Genomic DNA, 25219 nt, shown 5'->3' on the forward strand with positions numbered 1-25219 from the left:
AAAATTTTGAAAAATTTTCCCTCCTTCCCCCGCGCCCCCATCCTCCTTTCAAAACTTTTCATCAGGGGAAGCAGAAGACCGGAAAACAGAAAGCGGCCGTGCCGCAGCCAAGGGGCGGAAACGCGGAGGCCGCCACAGAAAAAGCCCGGCGCAACGCGGGAACGCAGAGGAAAAAGCGATGAATGCGCCCGGACGGGAATGACGACGCCTCCGTCCGACAGACAACGCTCACAGGGTGCGGATGGTGGTCTCGAGCCGTCGGGAACGACAAGGCTCCCGTCCGACATTCAATTTTCAAGGAAAAGGCCGCCTTCCGGCAGGCACGACCGTGCGGGAAAGCGGCGGCACGGCGTCGCCAAGGCTCGACGCCGCGGCCTGTCCTCGAACAAGGAAGAGGCAAAGACGCTCAACGCCCCGCATCGTGTTCCTTTTTTCCCCGAAACTGCGGGAGGAAACAGGACGTTCCGTGCCGGAGCTCCGGGGAAGGCGTCCGTCGAGGACGGACATGGCACGGTTGAAGAAGAACGTATCGCGGCCGAAAATCCCGGCCGGGGGAAAACGTGTTCTCCGTGCCGTCCTGCCGCGGCGTGTCGGGACAAATATCCGGCCCGGGGAAACACGCAGGCAGAACGGCGCCCGCAGGAGGACAGAAAAAGGCGCAAAAAAACGGACACAACGCGCGCGTTTGCGCCGTCATGTCCGCTCATGGGGCCACAGGATCGTCTCTATCCGTTCTTCCCGTCTTCAGCCGGAGCTGCGGGCATGATCGGGCCGAAACGCTCCTCATATTCCTGCAGCGTGCGGATGAGCGTCGCGGCAAGACGGCGGGCGCTCTGCGGGGTCATGGCCATGCGGTCCTGCATTTCCACGACCAGCGTGCCGGCCGACCCGTCGTCCGGAGCGGCTTCCATGCGGCTCACGCCGAACGTCAGAAAGACCTCTCCTTCCGCATAGCGGCTCTGGAAGGCGTTGACGTAGGCGGTGCGGATGCTGGCGGCCTCCACGTGCAGGCCGATGTTCTGAGTTTCTGCCATGATGCGTCTCCTCAACGTGACTTGTCTGCCCGTTTCTTTCTCAAACTTTCCGCAGGCCGGACAGATGCCGCGAAAAGCATGATGTCTGTCGAATGTCCCGGCCCATGCGAAAAAGCCCGCGCCTGCCAAAACACGCCTCCGACGTTCCGCCCCTCACCGGCAGGCATTGCGCCGGACTCCGTCCGGTTCCGCAAGGCCTCCGCGCGCAGCCGGGCACGACGCCGCCAAGCCCCCGCAAGGCTACTATGCCCCGTTCTCCGGCGCAAGGCCGTGAAACACTCCCCGGCGCTTTGCCGACCGGCGCTCCCCGGGGCCCCGAAAAGAAAGCCGAACGAAGCCTTCCGAGCCCCCCTTCTGCGCCTTCCTCAGAAAAACGGCACGTTCCGGCCCCCGGCGCAAAAACGCGAACGGCGCCCCTCCCGGCCCCGGAGGGTCGACGATGCTCCCCGAAACGCTTTCCTCCGCCTGGTCCCGCCGTCCGCCCTGCGCACAACGGCGATGCCGTCCGTTTTGCCGCAGCGCTTTTCCGAAAGCAAAAACGACCATAGCAGCCCGAGATACGCCCGGCGCGCAAGCTCTCGCGCCGGACGGCTCCGGGCTCTGCGCATCACGACCTCTGATTCTGCCGACGCCTCAAAACGGTGCGGTTTAAAAAATTCCCGCATCGCTCCCCGCGCCTTGCCGGAAGATGCCTGTGTGTCCCTCACCCGGCAAGCCTGCCGGTTCCGAGGGGACGAATCAGGGGCCGGATGCTGTGTGCCCCCGGGCAAGCCGTCGTGCCCTTTCGAGCCTGCGGTTCTCCGAAAACACAACCACGAAAAAACGAAGACCGGAAAGCTCTCCGGCCCTTTTCCCTGTGGAAGAAACACCGCTCCCGCACTGCTTTGAACGTCGTCTTTCCGTCACGAAACAGGCACGGCGGAAACTTCCGCCCGCCCCTCTTCCACCGCGCCTTCCTCAGAAAAAGCGACATTTTTCCTGCGCCAGGCATGACCCAAACGGGCCGCGAACCTTCAAATTCCGAAAAGCCGACGATGCTCCCCAGCATCACGCCCTTTCTTCCGCCTGAGTCTTGCTGCGCTCCCTGTCCTGCAAAAAACAGTGAGATCCGGCCCGCCATGCCGCACCGCAAGGAACGCGTCCCGATTTGTCGCCCCTCTCTTCGTGTCCGCCTCCGTGCTGCGAGGCTGTTTACGGCAAGATTCCAGAACCGCTTTTTCTCCCCCGAAGACGACGAAAGGGATGCCCCTTTCGGGACATCCCTTTCTGTTATGTCTGTCAGCATGACGCCGGAACGCTGCTTTCTGCCGCGGCTCTCCCGGTTTTCATCGGGTTCTGCGGACAGAACGCACCTTCCTGAGCGGAAGAAAAACGCTCAGGCCGGCCGTCCGGCTCAGCGTCTGGCAACGCGGATGCGGGAAATGGCGCGGGCAAGAGCGAGCTCCGCCCTGTGCACATCCGTATCGGGCTGCGGGTCGGCCAGACGCTTTTCGGCGCGGGCCTTGGCCTGTTCGGCCCGATCCACGTCGATGTCGGCGGCCAGTTCGGCGGCTTCCGCCAGAATGGTCACCTTGTTGTCCGCGATCTGAGCGAATCCGCCGGATACGAAGACCCATTTCGTAGCACCGCCCTGACGATAGTACAGGTCGCCGATCTTCAGTGCGGAGAGCATGGCCGCATGGGAGGGCAGAAGGCCGAACTGGCCGTCCACGCCGCTTGCGCCCACATACTCCACGTCGGCCTGAAGCACGACCTTGTCGGGAGTGACGATATCGAGACGAAGACCTTCCATGGCGGTCTCCTCTTATGCCTGCTGACGCTTGTTGTACTTTTCGATGGCCATGTCGATGCTGCCCACGTTGAACACGTCGGTCTCGGAGAGATAGTCGTATTCACCGTCGAGCAGTCCCTTGAAGCCCTTGATGGTGTCTTCGAGTTTCACGTACACGCCGGGAATGCCGGAGAACACTTCCGCCACATGGAAAGGCTGAGACAGGAAGCGCTGGATGCGGCGGGCGCGGGCCACGGTCATCTTGTCCTCGTCGGACAGTTCGTCCATGCCGAGAATGGCGATGATGTCCTGAAGGTCCTTGTACTTCTGCAGCACCTGCTGCACGCGGCGGGCCACGGAATAGTGTTCCGTGCCGACCACGTTCGGGTCGAGGATGCGCGAGGTGGAGTCAAGCGGGTCCACGGCCGGGTAAATGCCCAGTTCGGCGATGGAACGGTTGAGCACCAGCGTACCGTCGAGGTGCGCGAAGGTGGTGGCGGGAGCCGGGTCGGTAAGGTCGTCGGCGGGAACGTACACGGCCTGCACGGAGGTGATGGAACCTGCGGAGGTGGAAGTGATGCGTTCCTGCAGACCGCCGAGGTCGGTGCCCAGGGTGGGCTGATAGCCCACGGCCGAAGGCATACGGCCCAGAAGTGCGGACACTTCGGAACCGGCCTGCGTGAAGCGGAAGATGTTGTCGATGAAGAGCAGCACGTCCTGATGCTCTTCGTCACGGAAGTACTCGGCGCAGGCAAGGGCGGTGAGGGCCACGCGGGCACGGGCTCCCGGGGGCTCGTTCATCTGGCCGTAGACAAGCACGGCACGCTCCAGAACCCCGGCTTCCTTGAGTTCGCCGTAAAGGTCGTTGCCCTCACGGGTACGTTCGCCGACACCCGCGAACACGGAGTTGCCGCCGTGCTGCTTGGCGATGTTGTTGATCATCTCCATGAGGATGACGGTCTTGCCCACGCCGGCGCCGCCGAACAGACCGATCTTGCCGCCCTTGGGGAAGGGAATGAGCAGGTCCACGACCTTGATGCCGGTTTCCAGCAGTTCCACCTTGGTGTTCAGTTCGGTGAACGCCGGGGCGGGACGGTGGATGGGGAAGTACTTGTCCGTTTCGATCGGGCCGAGACCGTCCACGGGACGACCGACCACGTTCAGGATGCGGCCGATGGCAGCCTTGCCCACAGGGGTCATGATGGGCTTGCCGGTATCGACCACTTCCATGCCGCGAACCAGGCCGTCGGTGCTGTCCATGGCGATGGTGCGCACCACGTTGTTGCCCAGATGCTGGGCGACTTCGCAGACGAGGTCCGTGGCGTTGGGGTTGTTGACATTATTGATCTCGAGCGCGTTGAGGATGTTCGGCAGCTGTCCCTCGGGGAAAGCCACGTCCACAACAGCGCCGATGACCTGCACAATATGGCCTTTGTTTGCTGTCATGCCCTAATGCTCCTACTGGCTTTGCTGCGCATTTGCGCCGCCAACGATGTCGATAAGTTCGTTGGTGATGGCAGCCTGACGGGTCTTGTTGTAAAGAAGCGTCAGAGAATTGGTCAGTTCGTCGCAGTTGCGCGTGGCGTTGTCCATGGCGGCCATGCGCGCTGCGTTTTCGCTGGCGGAGTTGTCGAGAAGTCCGCGATAGATCTGAACGTTCACGTACCGGGGCAGAAGTTCCGCCAGAAGAACCCCGACTTCGGGTTCATACAGGCATTCCGCCGCCGGCTTGCCGTCGTCCTCTTCCTTCGCGGCAGAGGTCACGGGCAGAAGCTCCATCTTCGTGGGAATCTGGCGCGTCATGCCCGCAAACTCGCTGTACACAAGGTAGACTTCATCGGCCTCGCCGCTTTCATAAAGCTGCGACACCTTTCCGCCCAGACGGGCCGCCAGGCGGAAATCGAAGGAACCCATGGCGTCTCCGTACGATTCGATGATCTCGTAGGAGGTCTTGCGCACCGCGTCGCGGCCTTTCCGGCCCACGCAGATGAACCGGACGGTCAGCCCCTCGTCGGTTCTGGCACGGGCCAGATCGAGAGCGGTCGATATCAGATTGACGTTGAAGCCCCCGCACAGGCCACGGTCGGAGGAAAGCAGCACGATGACCGCAGACTTGACCTCCTTGTGCACCTGAAGCAGCGGATGGGCCGCATCTTCCGTTCTGGCGGCAAGGTCGCCCAGCATCTCGCCGAACTTTTCCGCGTAGGGGCGGAAACACTCAATGCGGTTCTGGGCGCCGCGCAGCTTCGCCGAGGCGACCATTCCCATGGCCCTCGTGATCTGCTTTGTCTTGCCGACGCCAGCTATCTGGAGTTTTACATCTTTCAACGAAGGCATGAGTTACCCCCGCGCCTTGAAGGATACCTTGAACTCTTTGATGGCCGCGGAAAGACGCGCTTCCAGATCGTCGTCCAGCTTCTTGCGATCGCGGATATCGGCGAGGATATCGGGCTTTTCGGTACGAAGCATTTCCAGCATGCCGCCTTCAAAGGGCAGCACGTCCTTCACCTCGATGTCATCCAGGAAGCCGCGGGAAGCGGCGAAGATGGAGGCCACCTGCTCTTCCGTGGGCATGGGATGATACTGAGGCTGCTTGAGAAGCTCCGTCATGCGGGCGCCGCGATCGAGAATGGCCTTGGTGTCCTTGTCCAGATCGGAACCGAACTGGGCGAAGGCGGCCATTTCGCGGTAGTGGGCGAGGTCCAGACGCAGAGAGCCTGCAACCTGCTTCATGGCCTTGATCTGAGCGGCGCCGCCCACGCGGGACACGGAAATGCCCACGTTGATGGCGGGACGGATGCCGGCGTTGAAGAGGTTGGTTTCCAGGAACACCTGACCGTCGGTGATGGAAATCACGTTGGTGGGGATGTAGGCGGAAACGTCGCCGGCCTGCGTTTCGATGACGGGCAGAGCCGTCAGGGAACCGGCGCCCAGCTCGTCGCTGAGCTTGGCCGCGCGTTCGAGCAGACGGGAATGCAGGTAGAACACGTCGCCGGGGAAGGCTTCACGTCCCGGAGGACGACGGAGCAGCAGGGACATCTGGCGGTAGGCCACGGCCTGCTTGGAAAGGTCGTCGTAAATGATGAGGGCGTGTTCGCCGTTGTCGCGGTAGTATTCGGCCATGGTGCAGCCGGAATACGGGGCGATGTACTGCAGAGGCGCGGATTCCGAAGCGGAGGCGGACACGATGGTGGTGTATTCCATGGCGCCGTGCTGACGCAGGGTTTCCGCAACAAGTGCGACGGTGGACTTCTTCTGGCCGATGGCCACGTAGAAGCAGTGCACGCCGGTGCCCTTCTGGGCGAGAATGGCGTCCACGCAGATGGCGGTCTTGCCCACCTGACGGTCGCCGATGATGAGCTCACGCTGACCGCGGCCGATGGGCGTGATGGCGTCGATGGCCTTGATGCCCGTGACCATGGGTTCGTGAACGCTCTTGCGCTGCATGATGCCGGGAGCTTTAAGCTCCACGGGACGGATTTCCGTGCTTTCCACGGGGCCCAGTCCGTCGATGGGCTGGCCCAGAGGATTCAGCACGCGTCCTGCCACGGCGGGACCGACGGGCACCGAGAAGATGCGGCCGGTACGCTTGACCGGGTCGCCTTCCTTGATGCCGGTGTCGTCGCCGAGCAGGGCAACGCCGACATTGTCTTCTTCGAGGTTGAGCACCATGCCCATGAGTCCGCCGGGAAACTCCAGCAGCTCCATGGACATGGCATTCCGCACGCCGTACACGCGGGCGATGCCGTCGCCCACGTACATGACGGTGCCGGTCTCGCTCATTTCCACATGCTGGTCGTAGTTGCGGATCTGCTCCTCGATGATCTTTCCGATCTCTTCAGCCTTGATGTGCATGGCCTACTCACCCCTCTTGATGGATTCCCTGAGGTTGTCGAGCTGCGCGCGCAGGCTTGCGTCGTACACCTTGTCACCCACCCGGAAGACGATGCCTCCGATGATGGAAGGATCGATGACGTATTCAAGCTCAAGCTTGCGCTCTGTCTGCGATTCCAACTTGTTCTTGATGCTGTCCTTATGCGCGTCGTCCAGCTCCACGGCCGTGGTCACGACCCCGCGGGAAATGCCGCGGGCCTCGTCGAGCATGACCGAAAAATCCGCCGCAATGGCGGGAAGAAGCGGCAGCCGGCCCTTGTCGGCCAGAAGCGCACAAAAACGTTGTTCCACGGCGCCGCCGCCCGCCACATCCAGCAGGGACAGCACCACTTTCTTCTTCTCTTCCGTGGAGAGGACGGGATTGCGAAAAGCCTCGGCCAGCCGGGGGGTCTTTTCCACTGCCTCGCCCAGAGCACTCAGAGACGCTCCATAGCGTTCCAATTCCGCCATGCCCGCCTCTTTCCCGAGGGAAAAGAGCGCCGAGGCATAGCGCCGGGACACGACATTGCCGATCACTGCAGCACCACCTTGGTCAACGATTTGTCGATCAGTTTCTGATGCGTCGTGGCATCCAGCCTGTCGAGAAGGCTCTTTTCCACCTCCGCGACAATGGTTTCCGCCATACGTTCGCGGATGGCCTCAAGCTCAGCCTTGCCTTCCTGTTCCGCGCCCTTCTTCGCCTGCTCCACGATGTGTGCAGCCTGCTTTTCGGCATCGGACACGATGGCGTCTCTGATGCGTTCCGCCTGCGCGCGGCCTTCATCCAGAAGCTTCGCGCATTCCGCTTCCACGTCGGCTATCTGACGTTCGACCTCGGCAAGCCGGGCCTCGGCCTCCTGCTTGCGTCTGGCCAGATCGTCCATTTCCTGAACGATCTCCTCACGGCGACCCGTGAAGAATTTTTTGATGAGCTTGCCCGCCGCGTACCAGATGATGCCGACGAAGATGGCGGCGTTGATCACGCGGAGCAGAAAGTCACCCCACGGCAGGGAGTGCCCGTCGCTCGCGGATGCGATCTGGCAGGAAATCAGGACCAGAGCGCAGGCCGTCACTATACCATAGATTCTTTGCACGCCGTTCTCCTTGCTGCGATGATGCTAGCCAAGCATGGCCTTGAGGGCAACCTGAACGAAATCCCCCACTCTGCCGTCGAGTTCGCGCCTGGCCTCCGCGCTCTCCGCGCGGACACGCTCGGCGGCGGCTCGATGGATGGCGCGGGCCTCGTCGCCCGCCTCGTTGATGCGGGCCTGGGCGCTTTCTTCCGCGGCGGCCTTCATGCTCTTGCGCACTGCCGCCACTTCCGCGCGGGCCTTTTCAATGCGGGCGTTGTAACCTTCCATCTTGAGGCCTGCCTCTCCTTCCAGAGAACCGGCGGCGCCTCTCAGTTCATCGTTCTGCGCGCGACGACGGGCAATGATGCCGCGCACCGGGCGAACGATGAGGTAATTTATGATCGCAAGGGCGATCAAAAAATTCACCAACTGAATCAGGAGGGTTATGTCGATATTGATCATTCCGAGAACCTCCAACCGAAGCTGTAAAAAGGGGCCACTCTACCATTGCATTCTAAGCCCCCAAAGTTCTGCGCTCCTGAATTATTGGGAGTAGAATCATTTTTTTTAGCTACCCCGTTTTCCGCACTTTGTCAAAGCCGACACGCTTTTTTTTCAAGAAATAAAGAGGTTCCGTCAGGTCTTTTGCACAAAAAGTTACAAAATATGCGGACGGGTCATATCATACCGGAAAGGCTCTTTCTTTTACCGGAAATTCTCGAAACGACTCTTCGATGCGGACGGCGGGAGCCGCGACATTTCAGATTTCTTCTCCGTTTGGGCCGGATAAAAAATAAATAAAATTCTGTTAGCTCCTTTTTTCACGACAGGGGAATCTCCCCTTGCAATGCATATCAACTATATGTTTTTCAACACTATTCAAGATAATCAACCGCACTTTGACACGCCAAAGCAAAAAAGTCCCGCCCAGAAACGATTGTCACAATTCTGACACATTTCTCGCCGGGCGGAACCTCTCTTCCGGCAAGGCGCACCCGAAGTTCCCTGCCGGGAAGCCCGCGATCCGCCGTTGCGGACGAACGGCACGCCCTCGACGTGCGGCGACGCATGAACGCCCGCCGAAGAGGGAGCGCTTCGTCAGCCGCTCCTTCTCTGCGGACTTCTCTCACGACCTTCGGGGAACAAGCCGTCCGTGTCCCGGGCGGCCGCCTCGCTTCTGCCGATGCCTCGGGCGCGCGCAGGAAGGCAGTTGCCGACCACCACGCCGCGATGCCGATGCCGCGCAGGAAAACTCAGGGGCCTTTCGCCTCTTTCTTCCGGAACGGCAGAGGCGACGCGCGCAGCAAGGGCTTCCCGGCCCGACGCGGGGCCGACAGGAAAACGCGCGCCCGCGCAGGCGCGCCATCGCCCCGGACGGAAGAAGAGGCGCGGAAGAGAAGCAGCGACGACCGGCCGCCATTTCCTCCGGCCGGACCTCCGTAATGAAAAGGCGCCCTGCTCCGCTGCGCGAAGAAGCGCCGGTTCCGCCGGAAAAGCCGCTTCAAAAAGGCCGTTGCCGCAGAGGGCCCCGCCTTCTGCGGCACGGAAGAACAACAAGCGCCCGCGAAGAGGAAACGCGGAACGCGCGGAAAAAGGCAGAAAACGGCCCCGGACGCAGGAGAACGCCTGTGTCGTCAGCTTTTGAAGACGAAGCGGCGCATGGAAATGCTGAGCACGATGCCCACGAGGGCGCAGTTCACCACGAGGGCCGTGCCGCCGTAGCTGATGAAGGGCAGCGGCATGCCCACCACGGGCATGAGGCCCACGACCATGCCGATGTTCACGATGATCTGCCAGAAGAAGTAGAAGAAGATGCCCGCGGCGAGCGTGGAGCCGAAGCGGTCCTTGGCGTCGCGCACGGTGCTGTACATGGCCATGAGAAAGAGACAGAACAGCGTGACGAGGGTCATGCAGCCTGCAAAGCCCCACTCCTCGCCGAGCACGGCAATGGCGAAGTCGGTATGCTTTTCCGGCAGAAAGCGCAGCTGGCTCTGGGTGCCTGCAAGAAAGCCCTTGCCGAACATCTCGCCCGAGCCTATGGCGATCTGCGACTGAATGATGTGGTAGCCCGCGCCCCTGGGGTCTCGCGTGGGATCGAGGAAGGTGAGTATGCGTTCCTGCTGGTAGTCGTGCAGCACGAACCAGCCGAGGGGCATGAGAAGCGGAATGACCACGAGGCAGACGCGCAGGACCTTCCACTTCACGCCGTGGAAGAGCACCATGCCGCCGAGCAGCACGAGAACGGTAAGGCCGGAGCCGAGGTCGGGCTGCTTGGCGATGAACAGAAACGGCACGACACCTATGGCGAGCACCTGCCCGAGCCTTTTCCAGCCTAGGGACTCGCCGTCGCGGCACAGCGCCTTGGCGCCCATCATGAGCACGGCGAACTTGGCGAGCTCGCTGGGCTGAAGGTTCATGACGCCGAGGTCTATCCAGCGTTTCGCGCCGTACACGGTCTTGCCCACGATGGGCACGAGCATGAGCAGAATGAGCACGACGACATAGCACGGCACGGCCAGCCGTTCGATGCGCCGGTAGTCGATGAGCATGCACGTGACCATGACGACCAGGCCGATGAGCCCCCACACGAGCTGACGCTGGTAGAAGGGGGAAAGCACGAAGCCGCCCTCGATGCGGGAGCCGCTTGCGGAGTACAGATTCACCATGCCCACGGCGAAGAGCAATATGGTAATGAAGACAAGCCCCCAGTTTATCTGGAAGAACAATCTTCTGTCGGGCATCTGCATGGGGAACCTCGGCACGGACGGCGGGAAAAGGGCCGACCCGTGAGAAAAAAGGAACGCCCCGGAGGGCGAAGAAGCGGAGAAACGCAGCTCCGCGCTCCTTCCGGCCCGCGCAAAAGGCCCGGGCCGGAAGGACATCGTGAATCGTCGTCGCCCGCAGGCGCGTTATTTTTCCGAAGCCATTTCGCGGTCGCGCTTCAGGGCTTCCAGCACGGCGTCGGTCACATGACCGGGCACGGCGCAGCGCTCCATGTGGTTCACGCCGCGTATGGTGGTGCCGGAAGGCGAGCACACCTTCACGCGCAAATCGGCGAAGCTCTCGCCGCTTTCCAGGGCGAGGCGGGCCGTGCCCTCCACCATGGCCGCGATGAGCTCGCGGGACACGGAGGCCTTGAGGCCCATGGTGATGCCCGCGTTGAGCAGCCCTTCCATGAAAAGCAGCGCAAAGGCCGGGCCGCAGCCCACGAGAGAGGAAAAGGCCGGGAACTGCGCTTCGGGCAGCACCACGGCTATCCCCATGAGGCGGAACAGGGCAAGAAGCTCCTCTCCCCGAGGCGCATCAAGCGCGGGATCATCAAAACAGAGCGCGAACACGCCCTTGCCCACGATGACGGGAAGGTTCGGCATGCAGCGCACCACGGGGCAGCGCCCGTCCACGCCGCGGCGCAGCTTCTCCTGCGAGAAGGCGGCGGCCAGGGAAACCACCACCTTGGAGGAATCCAGCGCGGGGCGGATTTCCTCAAGCATGGCTTCCATCTGATAGGGCTTCACCGCAAGGATGACGACGTCGGCCTTCCGTGCGAGCTCAAGCGGCGTGTCCACGAAGGCCACGCGGCCCTCGGGACCTATGCCTTCCACCTTGGCGCGGGTATGGTCATGGCCGAGCAGCTCGAACTCTTCGTGGGAAACGAGACCCTTGAGCACGCCGCCGCCCATGTTGCCGCAGCCTATGCAACCTATGGTCTTCATGGCTCAGCCCACGATTTCCGTCCGGCTGAAGAAGAAGGCGACTTCCCGGGCGGCGGTTTCGGGAGCGTCGGAGCCGTGAACGGCGTTGGCCTGTACGCTTTCGGCATAAAGCCTGCGAATGGTGCCTTCGGCGGCGTCGGCGGGATTGGTGGCCCCCATGAGGGCGCGATAGGCGGCGATGGCGTTCTCGCCTTCGAGCACGGAGCAGACCACGGGACCGGAGGTCATGTATTCCACGAGATCGGCGTAGAAGGGACGATCCTTGTGCACTTCATAGAAGGCCTCCGCCTGGGCGCGGGTGAGGCGGATCATCTTCATGGCCACGACGCGCAGGCCGCTCTTCTGGATCATGGCCAGAATTTCGCCCTGCAGGTTGCGGGCCACGGCGTCGGGCTTGATGATGGAAAGGGTTTGCTGAATCATGGGAAAACCTCCGTCCTGGCGTTGCGGGGCGAAAGACCCTGGCACGGGCCGCCCCCGGGGAAAGAAAAGAACCCTGCGGCCCTGCCTGCAGCGTCCTGTTCCGACGCCGTTCCGGGCCGGAGCGCAGACCCGGAACGCGCGGCATTCCGACATCCGGCCCTTCCGAAAGGAGACCGGACGGGAGAAACATGGTCACAGCCCGACGAACGCGCGGGCTTCTTTTCCCGGAAGCGCCGGGAGAAGAAGCCTCCGCCTTCCCGAAGGAAAGACGGAGGCGGAAGGTCAGTTTTTGAGCGTCTTGAGCACGGGCAGGGTCTTTACGAACTGCAGGGCCAGCCGAAGCTGGTTGTCGCGCGCGAGCATGGCGCTCATGTCCTCGGCATCGCTCTTCTTTTCCTCTTCTTTGGGAGCGTCGGCATTTTCGTCCTTCTGCTCGAGATGTCCGCGCAGGTCCTTTTCGCGCAGAAGCAGGGCGGGCTCGCCCGCATCCTCCCGGGGCGCCTCCCAGGCCACTTCAAAGTCGGGCGTGATGCCTTCGGCCTGAATGGACTTGCCCGAAGGCGTGTAGTAGCGCGCCACGGTGAGCTTGAGACCCGCGCCGTCGGCGAGCGGAATGAGGTTCTGCACCGAGCCCTTGCCGAAGGTGCGCTCGCCGAGAATGAGCGCGCGCTTCTGGTCGCGCAGCGCGCCGGCCACGATTTCGGAGGCCGAGGCGGAACCGGAGTTCACCAGCACCACCAGGGGACAGTCCACGTCGTTGTTCTGCACATGGGCCTTGAAGGTGCGTTCGGAAGAGGCGTCGCGGCCGCGCATGGACACGATGACGCCGTCCTTCAGAAACAGGTCGGCCACTTCCACGCTCTGATCGAGCAGGCCGCCGGGATTGTTGCGCAGGTCGAGCACGATGCCCTTGAGCGCGCCTTTGGCGCGGGCCTTGGCAACGGCGTCGGCAAGTTCCTGCGAGGTGTGACCGCTGAAGCGGGTGAGCCGTATCCACCAGTAGCCGGGCTCAAGCTCGCGGGACTTCACGCTGATGAGCGGAATGGCGTCGCGCCTGATCTTCATGGTCACGGGGCGGGAGCTGTTTTTGTGCAGCACCTGCAGTTCCACGGTGGTGCCGCGCTTGCCGCGCATCTTGGCCACCACCTCGGTGAGCGACATTTCCATGGTGTACTGTCCGTCCACGGCGATGATGGAGTCGCCCGCGCGCAGACCGGCCTTGTAGCCGGGCGTGTCCTCGATGGGGCTCACCACCATGACCTGGCCGTTCTCCACGGTGATTTCCACGCCCACGCCGAAGAACTCGCCGCTCGTGTTTTCCTGCATCTCCTGAAATTCCTTTTCCGTCATCAGCGTGGAATGAGGGTCGAGGTTCTGGAGCATGCCCTTGATGGCGCCGTCGAGAAGCTCCTTCTGGGACACGTCGTTGACGTAGTACTGCTCCACCATGTCCAGAATCTGACTGAAGCGGCGCAGGGAATCGTAGTCGTTTTCCGCGCTGACGGCCTTCATCACGCCGCCGCCGGACAAAAAGATGACAAGGGCGAGCGCCGCCGTGGTCAGCACACGAATCTTTTGCATGAGGAGCCTCCAGGTGGGATGGAACTGCGCAACAAGATAGAGCCGTTCCCTCCAAAACGCAACGTATTTCCTTGCCCTGCGGCACGGTGCGGCGTCCGGAATGCGCCTGCGCCCTTTCCCGGGCGCTCCTTTCTGCGCCGCGTCATCCCCGTCTTCCCGCGTCGTTCTTCCTGCCCGTCAACATTTCATTTGACGAGCGGAGAAGAGAAACGTACCCCTTATAGGAAAGGGAGATTTCGCATGAGTCCTGTTTTCGAGCTGCCCGACTGGCTGGAGAGCTTCCGGCCGGACGACGATCTTTACGCAAACGCCTATGAAGGCACGCCCGCGCCTCTGCGCGCCCTGCTCAAGACGGCCATAGCCTTCGCCTTCCACCGCTGGAAGGCGGACGAAGGCGAATCGCGCGTGCAGACGAAAAGCGCCCGCGCGGGCTTTTTCCGCACGGAGGCCTCGCGTCCGGCGGACTGGGTGCTGGCCGTGGCGGCCGAAGGCTTCGCCTCGCCCGCAAGACTGCTCGCCGCCCTCGTGCCGGCCGTCATCGCGGGAACGGGAAAAATCGCCGTCGTCTCGCCGGCCCCCTTTGCTCCGGCCGTGGCCACGGCGCTGGAGCTTGCCGGCCTTGAGGACTCCTTCCTTCTGGACGACGGGCGCACGGCCGATCTTTATGAGGATCTGCGCGCCGCCTCGCCCGACGGACGCGTGATCGTCCTTCCCTCGCCGCAGCCTTTGAGCGCCGGACAGAAGGATCTTCTGCACCGCGCCGCCGCCGACGGCGTGCCCTTCTTCCGCGACCATGCCGCGCCGAGGCTCCTTTCCCTGTACGGAAAGGCGGAAGGCGAAAGCCTCGGCCTTTCGCCGGACGAAGCGCTCTCCCGCCTTCGCTGGCTGCACCCCGACGCCGTGCTTCTCGACGAGCCCGACCGGGGCATGAACGCCGTCTTCGCGCCGGAAGGCTGCGCCCTGCCCTTCGGCGCGCCGCTTCTGGCCGGTCCCGGCATGGAGGCCTGCTGGCAGAGCCTCGCCCCCGAATTCTTCCGCACCCGCACCCTTTCCGCCCATCTTGTTCAGGAGATCCAGTCATGAGGCAGGACACCATGAAGAACCTGCGCAACATCGGCATCATCGCCCACATCGACGCAGGCAAGACCACGCTCAGCGAACGCATCCTTTTCTACACGCGCAAGATCCACCGCATGGGCGAAGTGCATGACGGCACGGCCACCATGGACTTCATGCCCGAAGAGCAGGAACGCGGCATCACCATAGCCGCGGCCGCCTCCACCTGCCGCTGGAAGGACTGGACCCTGAACCTCATCGACACCCCCGGCCACGTGGACTTCACCATAGAGGTCGAGCGCTCGCTGCGCGTGCTCGACGGCGCGGTGGGCGTGTTCTGCGCCGTGGGCGGCGTGGAGCCGCAGTCGGAGACGGTGTGGCGGCAGTCGGAATCCTTCGGCGTGCCCAAGATCGCCTTCGTGAACAAGATGGACCGCGTGGGCGCGAACTTTGCCGCCGTGCTCGACGCGCTGCACGAAAGGCTCGGCGCGACCCCCGCGCCCGTGACCGTGCCCCTCGGCGAAGGGCCGGACTTCTACGCCGTGGCCGACGTGATCACCATGAAGAAGCTCGTGTTCGACGAGGACTCGCATGGGCAGAACATGGAAATTCTGCCCCTTGAGGACGACGAAAAGGAGCAGGCCGCGATGTGGCGTGACAGGCTGCTTGAGAACCTCGGCGAGAACGACGACGAGTTCATGGAGCTCTACCTTGAGGAACGCTTCACGGAAGAGGACATACACGCGGCCGTCAAGCGCGCCACGCTCGCGCGGAAGGTGACGCCGGTGCTTGCGGGCTCCGCGCTCAGGAATGCGGGCGTTCAGCCGCTGCTCGACGCCGTGGGCCGCTACCTGCCCTCGCCGCTCGAAGTGCCCGCCCCGCACGGCACCACCGTGGACGGCAAGGAGGAAAAAACGCTCGAAGTGAGCCCGGATGCCCCCTTCTGCGGACTCGTGTTCAAGGTGCTCATGGAGGGCGGACGCAAGACGTCCCTCGTGCGCATCTACTCGGGCAGGCTCAAGGACGGCGACGTGGTGCGCAACACCGCGCTCGGCAGGGAAGAGCGCGTCTCGCGGCTGTTCCGCATGGACGCCGACCAGCAGGAACAGCTTGCCGAGGCCTCCTGCGGCGACATCATCGCCGTGCTCGGCCTGAGATCGGCCCGCACGGGCGACACCGTGGCCGCGCCCGGGCTCGACGTTCTTCTGGAAAATCTGGAAGAGGTGAAGCCGGTCATTTCCATGGCGCTCGAGCCGCGCAACGCCGAGGAGGGCAAGACCCTCGACGAGGCCCTTGCCCGCTACAGCGCCGAGGATCCCACGCTCGGCGTGAGCCAGGACGAAGGCTCGGGCGACCGCATCATTTCCGGCATGGGCGAACTTCACCTCGACGTGGTCATGGAAAGAATGCGCCGCGAATACGGCATAAGCCCGCGCGCCGGACAGCCGCAGGTGGTGGCGCGCGAGACCGTGCGCGCCGAGGCCGAGGGACACGGCCTGTTCGACCGCGAACTCGGCGCCGTGCACCACGTGGGCGAAGTCACCCTCACCATGGCCCCGGCCGGACGCGACAAGGGTAACACCATCGCTCTTGCCGACAGCCTCGCCCATCCCGCGGATCCGAAGGAAGCCGTGCCCAGGGCGCTCATGGACGAGGTGCTTCAGGGCATTTCCGACAGCCTGCTCTCCGGCCCCCAGACCGGCTATCCCGTGCAGGACGTCATCATCACCGTGACCGCCGTGCGCAGGGAAGGCGCCACCGCGGCGGGCTGCCGCATGGCCGCGGCCACGGCCGTGCGCGACGCCATGGAAAAGGCGCGCCCCACCGTGCTCGAGCCCATCATGAGCGTGGAGATCGTGACTCCCGAAGAGGCCCTCGGCGCATCCATCAGCCTGTTCCAGAACTGCGGCGGCAAGGTGGAGGAACTCGGCGAGAGAGGCGGCATGCGCCACCTCTCCGGCATGGCCCCCATGCGCAAGCTCTTCGGCTTCTCCACCGCCCTGCGTTCCGCCACCCAGGGCCGCGCGGGCTTCACTCTCCGCTTCCGCCACTACGACTCCATGTAGCGGACACGGCGGGAGACGGTTCGCCGTCCCCCGTCGGGAACGGAAGACGGATTTCCGCCGCGGCATCCCGGCGCTTTTTCGAGAAAGAAGAAAACGCCGGGGTTCCGTCCTGCGGAAAAGGCGCTCCCGACCGCTCTGAGCAGGGGGCACGAAGACCGTCCTTCCCGTTGCGGACCTGCGCAAAAAAACGGCCCTGCATCGCAGGGCGCACGCCCGAATCCCCGTCCGGCACCGTGCCGGGGCGCAGGCAAGAGCGCCGAAAGCGCCCTCTTTCCCCGCGTACGCGGGACGAGGAAGCAGAACGGCGCTGCACGAAATGTCCTTTTTTCCGCGCATTCCGGGGCTTGACCGCCCGCGCCTGCGCGTCATAGTCTCTGGCGCGCCGGATTCCGGCGACACTGCAAACGTTTCAGGCGGGACACATGAGCGACATCAATCTTTTCACGGCCGCAAGGGCCAAAAAAAGCCTCGGTCAGCACTTTCTGCGCGACGAGCGCGTGGTGCAGCGCATCGTCGAGCTCATGCGCGCGGAAGAAGGCGACCAGATCATGGAGATAGGCCCCGGCCCGGGAGCGCTCACCGCGCTGCTGCGCCCTCTGCCGTGGAAGAGGCTGCTGCTTCTGGAAAAGGACGATCACTACGCCGCCGAGCACGCGGCGCGGCCGCTGCCCGGTCTCGAGGTGGTGGCGGGCGATGCGCTCGCCTATCCCTGGGAGTCGCTCGAAGGACCGTGGAAGATTGCGGGCAATCTGCCCTACAACGTGGCTTCGCCGCTCATGTGGGACATCGTGAGCCGCACGCCGAACCTGGCCCGCGCCGTGTTCATGGTGCAGAAGGAAGTGGGCGACCGGCTCACGGCCGGCCCCGGAACGAAGGACTACGGCGCGCTCAGCGTGTGGATACAGAGCTTCGTCGCCGCGCGGAAGGGCTTCGTCATCGGTCCCGCGGCCTTTTCCCCGCCGCCGAAGGTGGATTCCGCCGTGGTGGTGTTCGAGCCGCTGCCCGAAGAACGACGGCCCCGGCAGCCGGAAAAGCTCTCCCGCCTCATCAAGATATGCTTCCAGCAGCGGCGCAAGCAGCTTCAGGGCATACTGCGCCGAGCCCTGCCGGACGACTTCTCGCAGGAGAAGCTCGTCCGACTCGGCATCGACCCCGCCCAGAGGCCCGAAACGCTTGCCGTGGAACAGTTCCAAAGACTCGCCGAAGCGCTTTTTTCAGGAAAAAATCATGGTTGAACGCCTCGTCTCTCTTGACGATGGGCAGGAAACGTGTACCAAAGAGAAAACCGCATCCCTCATTTTCTTCAATCACCTCTGCCGCAGGCAGAAAGGAGCACATTCATGACCAAGGCCGAACTCATCGCCAAGATAGCCGAACAGGCCTCCATCAGCAAAAGCAGTGCCGAGCAGTCCCTGAACGCCCTGCTCGAAGCCATTCAGGAAGCCCTCGCTTCCGACGGCAAGCTTTCCCTCCCGGGCTTCGGCTCGCTTGTGGTGGAAGAACGCAAGGAGCGCAAGGGCCACAATCCCCGCACCGGCGAAACCATCACCATTCCCGCCGGCAAGGTCGTGAAATTCAGGGCTGGCATTAATCTGAAAAAGCAGATATAATAGTCGGACGGTCCGTATCCCGGCCGTCGGGATACACGGCCGCCAGCCGTTCAAGGAGTCTTCATGCTTATTCATGGTGAAAACGGACATGGCCCCTTCCCCTGGGATCTGCCTCTGTGGCAGCCCGACTACGCCATTTTCTTCGGCGTGCTCTATTCGGTGATCCTCATTCTTGCCATCGGCATCACGCTGGCCTTCGCCCGCGCCATCAGGGATGCCAGAAACGGCGAGCACAAGGGACACTGATACGCACCGCGCTGCCGCCCATCTTCCTTTTGCGGGAGAAGCGGGCGGTTTTTCCCGCAGGATTCCTTTCTTCTGCGCCGCGCCTTTCGGGGCGCGGAGCGGTTCTGCCCGCATCGCTGCGGAAAACGCGTGAAGGCGGGCGCGCCTTTCGGGGCGCGTTCCGCACGCCCGTTTCCCTCACGCCCGCATCCGCCGGCCGCGCGGTCGCAACAGCGCCGCAGCCTGCCGCCGTGCGTGCCTGCGGAGCCTCCGGCAGGGGGAGACAAGCCCTGCAAAAAAAGGATATGACGCCTGCTGCAACGCTGATTTTTTACTTTTTTTGCAGTTTTCCCCGGAGTGAGGCACCCCGGGGACTTGCTTTCTGTGGAAAACTGTTTTAGTTTCTCTCTCTCCCTGCGTAACAGAGCACGGCATTCAGGCCTTGCCGAAGCCGCGCTTCCAAGGACAGGGGACACATTTCCGTTTTTCCCTTCGGTTCACACACCCTGAGAACTGGCGGATCGGACGGAACAAGAGATTCGCTGAAAAGGGGGTGATTTCTGTGCCCGGAGTTTTTCTCAACGAAGACGATTACAATTTCGACATCGCCCTGCGTCGCTTCAAGAAGCAGGTGGAAAAGGCCGGCGTTCTTTCTGAAATGAAGAAGCGCCAGCACTATGAGAAGCCCAGCGTCATGCGCAAGAAGAAGAAGGCCGCTGCCCGCAAGCGCCTCATGAAGAAGATGCGCAAGGTGAACATGGGTTAATCTTCGACGACAACGGTTCGCATGGGTTCTGAACCGTGTGCAAGCCGGTTACGGAGCCGGAAATTGGACCTTTTACCAGGCTGATTTCCGGCTCTTTTGCCATTTCATGACGCGCCCCGGAGACGCCCGGCCGGAAGGCCGCGCCGGCGTCGTCCTTACGCGAAAGGCCCGCCCTTAGCGACGGAAGAAGAAGTCTGCTATGAGTATCGCTGAACAGATAGACAAGGACTACATCCAGGCCTACAAGGCCAAGGATCAGGTTAAGCTCGGCACGCTGCGCCTTCTGAAGACCGCGGCCAAGAACCGTCAGGTGGAGCTCATGCGTCCTCTTGAGGACGACGACTACATGGACGTGATTCTGCGCGAGGTCAAGCAGCGTCAGGACTCCATCGAGCAGTACAACGCCGCAGGCCGCCCCGATCTGGCCGAAAAGGAAGCCGCCGAAGCCGCGGTGCTTCAGGAGTATCTGCCCGCCCAGCTTTCCGAGGAAGAGCTTGCCGAAGTGGTGGAAAAGACCGTGGCTCCCCTGCTTGACGGCGGCATGAAGAACATGGGCCGTGCCATCAGCGCCATCATGGCCGAATACAAGGGCCGCGTGGACGGCAAGGCCGTGAGCGCCGCGGTGAAGGCCCGTCTCCAGCAGGCCCGCTGATCGTATGGACGAAAGGACTCTTCACGCTCTCGAATTTCCCCGCGTCCTCGAACGACTTTCCGACTTCTGCCTTTCCGAGGCAGGAAGGGAAGCCGCTCTCGCGCTGCGCCCCATGGACGACGAGGAGGCCGTGCGCCGCAGCCAGCACATGCATGACGAAATGCGCTCCTGGCTGGCCGAAGGCGACTTTTCCCCCGCATCCTTCCCCGACATTTCCGGGCTTCTTGCCCACGTGCGCGGTCACGCCGATCCCCTGCTCGACATGGACGGACTGTGGGCGCTCAAGGAAACGCTCGGGCTTGCCCGCCGCGCGGCCGAAAGCATCCATGCCGGAGGGGCAAGGCGTCCGCTGCTCGACGCGCTCGCCTGTTCGCTCCCCATGCCGGAACTCACGCTGTCGGCCCTGCAGCGCTGCGTGAGCGACGACGGCTATCTTAAGGATGAAAGCTCGCCCGGGCTTCTTCTCGTGAGAAGCGAGCTGCGCGGCATTCATCAGAACTGCCTGCGCCGCGTCAAGGAATTCGCCGAAAAGTACAACATCGGCCGCTACCTGCAGGACGACTACATGACGCTCTCGTCCGACCGCTACGTGCTGCCGCTCAAGGCCAACTTCAAGGGACGCATCCAGGGCATCATTCACGACTATTCCAACACGGGCGAAACGCTCTACTTCGAGCCCATGTTCCTCGTGGAGCAGAACAACCGCCTTCAGGAACTCAAGCAGCAGGAACGCGAGGAAGAGCGCAAGGTCATGCGCATGATCGCGGACCTCATCGTTCAGGAAATGCCGCAGGTGGAATCAGCATGGAAGCTCCTTGTGGACATCGATCTCGGTCAGGCGAAATGCGCCCTCGGCGCCGCCCTGTCCGGCCGCTGCGTGCCGCTTGAAGAGGGCGCGCTCCTGCATCTTCCCGGCGCGCGGCATCCGCTGCTCGTGCTTGAGGCCGCCCGTCACGCCGCGGACAAGAACTACAACGGCCCGCGCCGCATCGAGCACACCGATCTCGTGCTGCGCGAAGGCGACCGCGTGCTCGTCATAAGCGGCGGCAACGCCGGCGGCAAGACCGTGGCCCTGAAGACCCTCGGCCTCATCACGCTCATGACGCTGGCCGGTCTTCCCGTGCCCGTGGACGGCGGTTCCACCCTGCCCTTCTGGAACAGGGTGTACGCCTTCATCGGCGACGAGCAGAGTCTCGACGATCACGTGTCCACCTTCACCGGACAGATTCATCATCTCGCCTCCATCTGGGACGCGCTCGACGGCCGTTCCCTGGTGCTGCTCGACGAGTTCGGCTCCGGCACCGACCCTTCACAGGGCGCGGCGCTGGCTCAGGCCGTGCTCGACGGCCTTCTGGAAAAGGGCGCCTACACCGTGACGGCCACGCACTTTCCCGCGCTCAAGAGCTACGCGCTCACCCATGAAGGCGTGCGTGCGGCCTCCGTGCTGTTCGATCCGTCCACCAAGAAGCCGCTCTTCCATCTGGCCTACGATCAGGTGGGCGCAAGCCAGGCCCTCGACGTGGCCCGCGAGCACGGTCTGCCCGAATCCGTGCTGAAAAGAGCCGAGCATTATCTTCTCATGGACGGCGACGACGCAAGCGCGGTCATGGACCGCCTCAACGATCTTGCCCGCCGGCGGGAAGAGGAACTTGCCCGCATGAAGGACGAGGAACGCCGCCTGCGCGACAAGCGCGAATCGCTGCAGCAGAAGCTCGAAAAGGAACGCCAGCGTCTCGACGAGGAAGTGCGCAGAATGTCGCAGGAACTCATGCGCGACTACAAGAGCGGCAAGGCCACGGCAAAGCAGGCCCAGAAGGAAATGGCCAGGCTTCGCGCCGACCTCGCCCGTTCCGCACGGGACATGGAGGAGGAAAAGCCCGCGGCCGATCCTTCCGCCTTCACCGTGGGCGGCGAAGTGACGCACCGCCTGTGGAACAGAAAGGCCGTGCTGCGCGAACTCGACGAGAAGAACGGCAGAGGCAAGATCGATCTGAACGGCGTGACCATGTGGGCCCCGCTCTCCGACCTTCAGCCCTCTTCCGGCGCGCCCTCCGCGCCGAAGGGAACCGTGACCGCCAGGGTTTCGAGACCTGTTTCCTTCCTGCGTCTTGACTTGAGAGGGAAACGTGCTGATTTAGCTTTAGCGGAGCTCGAACAGTTCCTCGACCGCTCCCTGCTTTCCGGCGTGGAAGGCGTGGAAATCGTTCACGGCCGCGGCACCGGCGCGCTGCGCAGGGCCGTGCATGAACTTCTGCGCACCTTCCCGGGCGTGGCTTCCTACCATACCGCTCCCGAAGATCAGGGCGGCGACGGCATGACTCAGGTTCTGTTCCGCTAGGCTGGGCAAATCATCATGAAGAACAACGATGTGATACAGGCGATAAAGTCGCGCATCAGTCTTGCCGACATGGCGAGGCGTTACGTGGAGCTGCGTCCCGCAGGCTCCCGTCTCGTCGCGCCCTGCCCGTTCCATCAGGAAACCAAGCCTTCGTTCTCCATCAACGAGGAGCAGGGAACCTTCTACTGCTTCGGCTGTCAGGCCTCCGGCGACATCTTCGACTTCTACGGCCGCATGAACGGCCTCGACTTCAAAGAAACCCTCGCCGCGCTCGCCGAGGAGGCGGGCATACGTCTCGAGTCCTACCGCGCCGATCCCAGGGCGAAGGAACAGCGCTCCCAGAAGCGCGACATGCAGAAGATGCATGAGCTTGCCGCCTCGCACTTCCACAGCAATCTCTCCTCGCAGAGCGCCGCCGTGTGCCGCGACTACATAGGCGAGCGGGGCATTTCCCCGGAACTCGTGGAAAAGTTCGGCCTCGGCTGGAGCATGGATTCGTGGCAGGATCTCGGCGACACGCTGCGCCGCGCGGGCTTTTCCCTGAGCACGGCCGTGGAATGCGGACTTCAGTCCAAAAGCCAGGGCGGACGCACCTTCGACCGCTTCCGCAACCGGCTCATGTTCCCCATCCGCAACCTGTCGGGACAGACCATCGCCTTCGGCGGACGCATCATTCCGTCGCTTGCGAAGGAGGACGACGCCAAGTACATCAACAGCAGCGATTCGCCCATCTACAAGAAGGGCGAACATCTGTTCGGCCTGTTTCAGGCACGGCCCTCCATCGCGGTGAAGAAGAGCATCATTCTCACCGAAGGGTACATGGACGTCATCACCCTGCACCAGTACGGCTACACGCAGGCCGTGGGCGTGCTCGGCACGGCGCTCACCCCGGAACAGATAAAGAGGCTCTCCGGCTTCAGCTCCCACCTCGAGCTCATGTTCGACGGCGACAACGCGGGCCGCAAGGCCGCCTTCCGCTCCTGCGAAATGCTGCTCACCCGAGGGCTCTCGTGCCGCGTCATCCTTTTCCCGGACGACAACGACATCGACAGCATGCTGCATTCCTTCGGCGCCGAAGCCGTGGAGGATCTGCGCGCCCACGCGCAGGACGGCCTTGCCTTCTGCCTTTCCGTGCTGCGCGGCATGGCCCCGCGCGAGGCCGTGGAATGGGCGAGACACTTTCTTTCTCAGGTGGACCTGCCGGAACTTTTTCACCGTTTTGCGGCGGAACTTGCCGCAGGACTCGGCCTTTCCGAAGCCGACCTTCGGGGAGGCGTTCTGGAGCGGCGCAATGCCTCCGCTCCCCGCGTTGCGGCCAGACGCAACGAAACGCCCCATGCCATAAGCCGGGACAAGGAAATCATGACCTTTGCGGTGCGCTATCCGCACCGCCTGCCGGACCTTCAGGCCGCGGGCGCCGATCTTGCCCTTTCCGCGCCGTGGGCGCTCAAGCTCTGGGACAAGATAGCCGCCTTCTGCTCCGATCAGGCCTTTGACGCGCTGGAGCCGAAGGAAAAGAATTTCTGGATACGCTGCCGGGGCGAGGAGGCACCTCCTCTCGACAACGAAGAAGGAGAGCTTGCCGCCATACGGCAGATGCTCATCAATCTGCAGAAGACATCACACATGGCTTCCGTCGTGGCGGCCCTTCGCCAGGGAACGGCCAGCCAGGAAACACAACGGGAATACATGCGCGCGCTTCTTGAAGCGCGAGGGAGGCGTAGTGACCAATAATCTTAAAGAAATCCAGCAGGTCAAGGCTCTTATCGCCAAGGGCAAGTCTGCCGGCTACCTTACCTTCGAGGAAGTCAGCAAGTCTGTCCCCGCGGAGATGAGCACGCCCGAGAATTTTGAAGAGATCATAGCGATGTTCGATCAGATGGACATCGCCATCGTCGATACCGAAAAGGAAGGCAAGTCCATCGTCGTGAACCACGCCGACGCGGAAAACGATCCCGTCGACATCGTGTTCGACGAGACCGACGACAACGCGCTGGAGTTCCCTCTCGACCTGTCCGCCGAGGACACCGGCGACTTTGCCGCCCGCAACACCGATCCCGTGCGCATGTATCTGCGCGAGATGGGAGCGGTGCCGCTGCTCGACCGCGACGGCGAAGTCGTCATCGCCAAGAAGATCGAGACGGGTGAAGAGGACGTGCTCTACGCGCTCGTGGAAGTGCCCGTGGCCGTCGAAGAGCTCATCAACGTGGGCGAAGACCTCAAGCAGAACCGCATCAAGCTCAAGGACGTGGTCAAGACCATTGAGGAAGACGACCCCACCGAAGATGAGATGAACCAGCGCCAGCGGGTCATTCTGCTGCTCGACGAGATCAAGGCCATCTACAAGAAGAAGCACAAGATCTATCAGAAGCTCGACGCCTGCTGCACCCTTGAACGTCGCGTGGCCGCCACGCAGAAGGAAATTCTTCAGTACAAGGAAGAAGTGGTTTCCCGTCTGCGCGAAATCAAGCTGGAAAAGACCCTCATCGACCGCATCGTGGAAACCGTGGAGGACTACGTGCGCCAGATGAAGAACTACCAGCGCGAGCTCGACGCCTACGCGGCCACCACCGGCAAGACGCAGGAAGAGCTGCAGGCCCTGTTCGAGGCTCTGGACAACCGCACCCGCTCCATGCAGGACGTGGCCGCGGAACTGGACATGAGCGTGGACAAGATGTTTTCCTACAAGGAACTCATCATGGGCAAGATCGAAAGCCTCCAGCGTCTGCGCGAAAAGTGCTGCCACAACGTGGAAGACCTCGAAGAAGTGCTGTGGCGCATCCGCCGCGGCATGGTGGCTTCCATGCGCGCCAAGCAGGAACTCATACGCTCCAACCTGCGCCTCGTGGTGAGCATCGCCAAGAAGTACACCAACCGCGGACTGCAGTTCCTCGATCTCATTCAGGAAGGCAACATCGGCCTGATGAAGGCCGTGGACAAGTTCGAGTACCAGCGCGGCTACAAGTTCTCCACCTACGCCACCTGGTGGATCCGTCAGGCCATCACCCGCGCCATCGCGGATCAGGCCCGCACCATCC

General features: G+C 62.8%; 23 protein-coding genes. 11 read left to right on the forward strand and 12 right to left on the reverse strand.

Annotation, left to right across the window (positions count from 1 at the left end; all coding sequences use genetic code 11):
* A partial coding sequence (locus QZZ60_RS04275; protein WP_295638270.1) for a hypothetical protein occupies positions 1-182 on the forward strand: 182 nt, incomplete at its 5' end.
* Positions 183-725: 543 nt separating this feature from the next.
* Here the strand turns inward: QZZ60_RS04275 and QZZ60_RS04280 are convergent.
* From QZZ60_RS04280 to QZZ60_RS04335, 12 genes are all read right to left on the reverse strand, one after another.
* Positions 726-1163: a DUF3467 domain-containing protein gene (locus tag QZZ60_RS04280; RefSeq protein WP_367119403.1), complete on the reverse strand. Its 438-nt coding sequence runs from the start codon at positions 1161-1163 to the stop codon at positions 726-728.
* 1264 nt (positions 1164-2427) lie between these two features.
* Positions 2428-2826 carry a F0F1 ATP synthase subunit epsilon gene (locus QZZ60_RS04285; RefSeq protein ID WP_295638276.1) on the reverse strand — a complete coding sequence of 133 codons (399 nt, stop codon included), beginning with the start codon at positions 2824-2826 and terminating at the stop codon, positions 2428-2430.
* A gap of 12 nt (positions 2827-2838) precedes the next feature.
* Positions 2839-4251 (reverse strand): F0F1 ATP synthase subunit beta, encoded by a 1413-nt coding sequence (atpD, locus tag QZZ60_RS04290; RefSeq protein ID WP_295638279.1) that lies wholly within the window; start codon positions 4249-4251, stop codon positions 2839-2841.
* 12 nt (positions 4252-4263) lie between these two features.
* Positions 4264-5142 (reverse strand): F0F1 ATP synthase subunit gamma, encoded by an 879-nt coding sequence (locus QZZ60_RS04295; protein WP_295638282.1) that lies wholly within the window; start codon positions 5140-5142, stop codon positions 4264-4266.
* Positions 5143-5145: 3 nt separating this feature from the next.
* Positions 5146-6660, reverse strand: coding sequence for a F0F1 ATP synthase subunit alpha (gene atpA, locus QZZ60_RS04300; protein ID WP_295638285.1), 1515 nt, complete (start codon positions 6658-6660; stop codon positions 5146-5148).
* A 3-nt stretch (positions 6661-6663) separates the two neighbouring features.
* Positions 6664-7215, reverse strand: a complete 552-nt coding sequence (gene atpH, locus QZZ60_RS04305; RefSeq protein WP_295638287.1) for an ATP synthase F1 subunit delta — start codon at positions 7213-7215, stop codon at positions 6664-6666.
* Positions 7212-7772 carry an ATP synthase F0 subunit B gene (locus tag QZZ60_RS04310; RefSeq protein WP_295638289.1) on the reverse strand — a complete coding sequence of 187 codons (561 nt, stop codon included), beginning with the start codon at positions 7770-7772 and terminating at the stop codon, positions 7212-7214. Before QZZ60_RS04310 ends, atpH begins: the two co-directional genes overlap by 4 nt.
* 24 nt (positions 7773-7796) lie before the next feature.
* The gene (locus QZZ60_RS04315) at positions 7797-8213 is read right to left on the reverse strand and encodes an ATP synthase F0 subunit B (RefSeq protein WP_295638292.1); all 417 of its coding nucleotides are present in this window, start codon (positions 8211-8213) and stop codon (positions 7797-7799) included.
* A 1172-nt stretch (positions 8214-9385) separates the two neighbouring features.
* Positions 9386-10498: a rod shape-determining protein RodA gene (gene rodA, locus QZZ60_RS04320; protein WP_295638295.1), complete on the reverse strand. Its 1113-nt coding sequence runs from the start codon at positions 10496-10498 to the stop codon at positions 9386-9388.
* A 162-nt stretch (positions 10499-10660) separates the two neighbouring features.
* A complete protein-coding gene (gene proC / locus QZZ60_RS04325; RefSeq protein WP_295638298.1) occupies positions 10661-11464 on the reverse strand; it encodes a pyrroline-5-carboxylate reductase in 804 nt (267 codons plus the stop codon).
* Positions 11465-11467: 3 nt separating this feature from the next.
* Positions 11468-11887 (reverse strand): nucleoside-diphosphate kinase, encoded by a 420-nt coding sequence (ndk, locus tag QZZ60_RS04330; protein ID WP_295638301.1) that lies wholly within the window; start codon positions 11885-11887, stop codon positions 11468-11470.
* Positions 11888-12169: 282 nt separating this feature from the next.
* Positions 12170-13468, reverse strand: coding sequence for a S41 family peptidase (locus QZZ60_RS04335; protein WP_295638303.1), 1299 nt, complete (start codon positions 13466-13468; stop codon positions 12170-12172).
* Positions 13469-13708: 240 nt separating this feature from the next.
* Between QZZ60_RS04335 and QZZ60_RS04340 the strand changes: the two genes are divergently transcribed.
* The 10 genes from QZZ60_RS04340 to QZZ60_RS04385 all read left to right on the forward strand — a co-directional run.
* Positions 13709-14551: a histidinol dehydrogenase gene (locus QZZ60_RS04340; protein ID WP_295638306.1), complete on the forward strand. Its 843-nt coding sequence runs from the start codon at positions 13709-13711 to the stop codon at positions 14549-14551.
* Positions 14548-16590: an elongation factor G gene (gene fusA, locus QZZ60_RS04345; protein ID WP_295638309.1), complete on the forward strand. Its 2043-nt coding sequence runs from the start codon at positions 14548-14550 to the stop codon at positions 16588-16590. The genes QZZ60_RS04340 and fusA overlap by 4 nt, the downstream gene beginning before the upstream one ends.
* A 422-nt stretch (positions 16591-17012) precedes the next feature.
* On the forward strand, positions 17013-17825 hold the full coding sequence (gene rsmA, locus QZZ60_RS04350) for a 16S rRNA (adenine(1518)-N(6)/adenine(1519)-N(6))-dimethyltransferase RsmA (protein ID WP_295638312.1): 813 nt from the start codon (positions 17013-17015) through the stop codon (positions 17823-17825).
* Positions 17826-17930: 105 nt separating this feature from the next.
* On the forward strand, positions 17931-18200 hold the full coding sequence (locus tag QZZ60_RS04355) for an HU family DNA-binding protein (RefSeq protein ID WP_295638314.1): 270 nt from the start codon (positions 17931-17933) through the stop codon (positions 18198-18200).
* Positions 18201-18263: 63 nt separating this feature from the next.
* Entirely contained in the window at positions 18264-18446 is a 183-nt protein-coding gene (locus tag QZZ60_RS04360) for a hypothetical protein (protein ID WP_294447463.1), read from the forward strand.
* 541 nt (positions 18447-18987) lie between these two features.
* Positions 18988-19191 (forward strand): 30S ribosomal protein S21, encoded by a 204-nt coding sequence (gene rpsU / locus QZZ60_RS04365; protein WP_077074093.1) that lies wholly within the window; start codon positions 18988-18990, stop codon positions 19189-19191.
* Between the two features lie 199 nt (positions 19192-19390).
* Positions 19391-19843: a GatB/YqeY domain-containing protein gene (locus QZZ60_RS04370; protein WP_295638318.1), complete on the forward strand. Its 453-nt coding sequence runs from the start codon at positions 19391-19393 to the stop codon at positions 19841-19843.
* 4 nt (positions 19844-19847) lie between these two features.
* A complete protein-coding gene (locus QZZ60_RS04375; RefSeq protein ID WP_295638320.1) occupies positions 19848-22181 on the forward strand; it encodes a Smr/MutS family protein in 2334 nt (777 codons plus the stop codon).
* Positions 22182-22196: 15 nt separating this feature from the next.
* Positions 22197-23915, forward strand: coding sequence for a DNA primase (dnaG, locus tag QZZ60_RS04380; RefSeq protein ID WP_295638323.1), 1719 nt, complete (start codon positions 22197-22199; stop codon positions 23913-23915).
* A partial coding sequence (locus QZZ60_RS04385) for a sigma-70 family RNA polymerase sigma factor (RefSeq protein WP_295638325.1) occupies positions 23905-25219 on the forward strand: 1315 nt, incomplete at its 3' end. The genes dnaG and QZZ60_RS04385, both read left to right, overlap by 11 nt.

It is taken from the genome of uncultured Mailhella sp., from assembly GCF_905187505.1.
Lineage (GTDB): Bacteria > Desulfobacterota > Desulfovibrionia > Desulfovibrionales > Desulfovibrionaceae > Mailhella.

Coding starts and splice junctions, on each gene's coding strand:
- QZZ60_RS04285 (WP_295638276.1), bottom strand. CDS start 2,826: ATGGAAGGTCTTCGTCTCGATATCGTCACTCCCGACAAGGTCGTGCTT.
- atpD (WP_295638279.1), bottom strand. CDS start 4,251: ATGACAGCAAACAAAGGCCATATTGTGCAGGTCATCGGCGCTGTTGTG.
- QZZ60_RS04295 (WP_295638282.1), bottom strand. CDS start 5,142: ATGCCTTCGTTGAAAGATGTAAAACTCCAGATAGCTGGCGTCGGCAAG.
- atpA (WP_295638285.1), bottom strand. CDS start 6,660: ATGCACATCAAGGCTGAAGAGATCGGAAAGATCATCGAGGAGCAGATC.
- QZZ60_RS04315 (WP_295638292.1), bottom strand. CDS start 8,213: ATGATCAATATCGACATAACCCTCCTGATTCAGTTGGTGAATTTTTTG.
- rodA (WP_295638295.1), bottom strand. CDS start 10,498: ATGCAGATGCCCGACAGAAGATTGTTCTTCCAGATAAACTGGGGGCTT.
- proC (WP_295638298.1), bottom strand. CDS start 11,464: ATGAAGACCATAGGTTGCATAGGCTGCGGCAACATGGGCGGCGGCGTG.
- ndk (WP_295638301.1), bottom strand. CDS start 11,887: ATGATTCAGCAAACCCTTTCCATCATCAAGCCCGACGCCGTGGCCCGC.
- QZZ60_RS04335 (WP_295638303.1), bottom strand. CDS start 13,468: ATGCAAAAGATTCGTGTGCTGACCACGGCGGCGCTCGCCCTTGTCATC.
- QZZ60_RS04340 (WP_295638306.1), top strand. CDS start 13,709: ATGAGTCCTGTTTTCGAGCTGCCCGACTGGCTGGAGAGCTTCCGGCCG.
- fusA (WP_295638309.1), top strand. CDS start 14,548: ATGAGGCAGGACACCATGAAGAACCTGCGCAACATCGGCATCATCGCC.
- rsmA (WP_295638312.1), top strand. CDS start 17,013: ATGAGCGACATCAATCTTTTCACGGCCGCAAGGGCCAAAAAAAGCCTC.
- QZZ60_RS04355 (WP_295638314.1), top strand. CDS start 17,931: ATGACCAAGGCCGAACTCATCGCCAAGATAGCCGAACAGGCCTCCATC.
- QZZ60_RS04360 (WP_294447463.1), top strand. CDS start 18,264: ATGCTTATTCATGGTGAAAACGGACATGGCCCCTTCCCCTGGGATCTG.
- QZZ60_RS04370 (WP_295638318.1), top strand. CDS start 19,391: ATGAGTATCGCTGAACAGATAGACAAGGACTACATCCAGGCCTACAAG.
- QZZ60_RS04375 (WP_295638320.1), top strand. CDS start 19,848: ATGGACGAAAGGACTCTTCACGCTCTCGAATTTCCCCGCGTCCTCGAA.
- dnaG (WP_295638323.1), top strand. CDS start 22,197: ATGAAGAACAACGATGTGATACAGGCGATAAAGTCGCGCATCAGTCTT.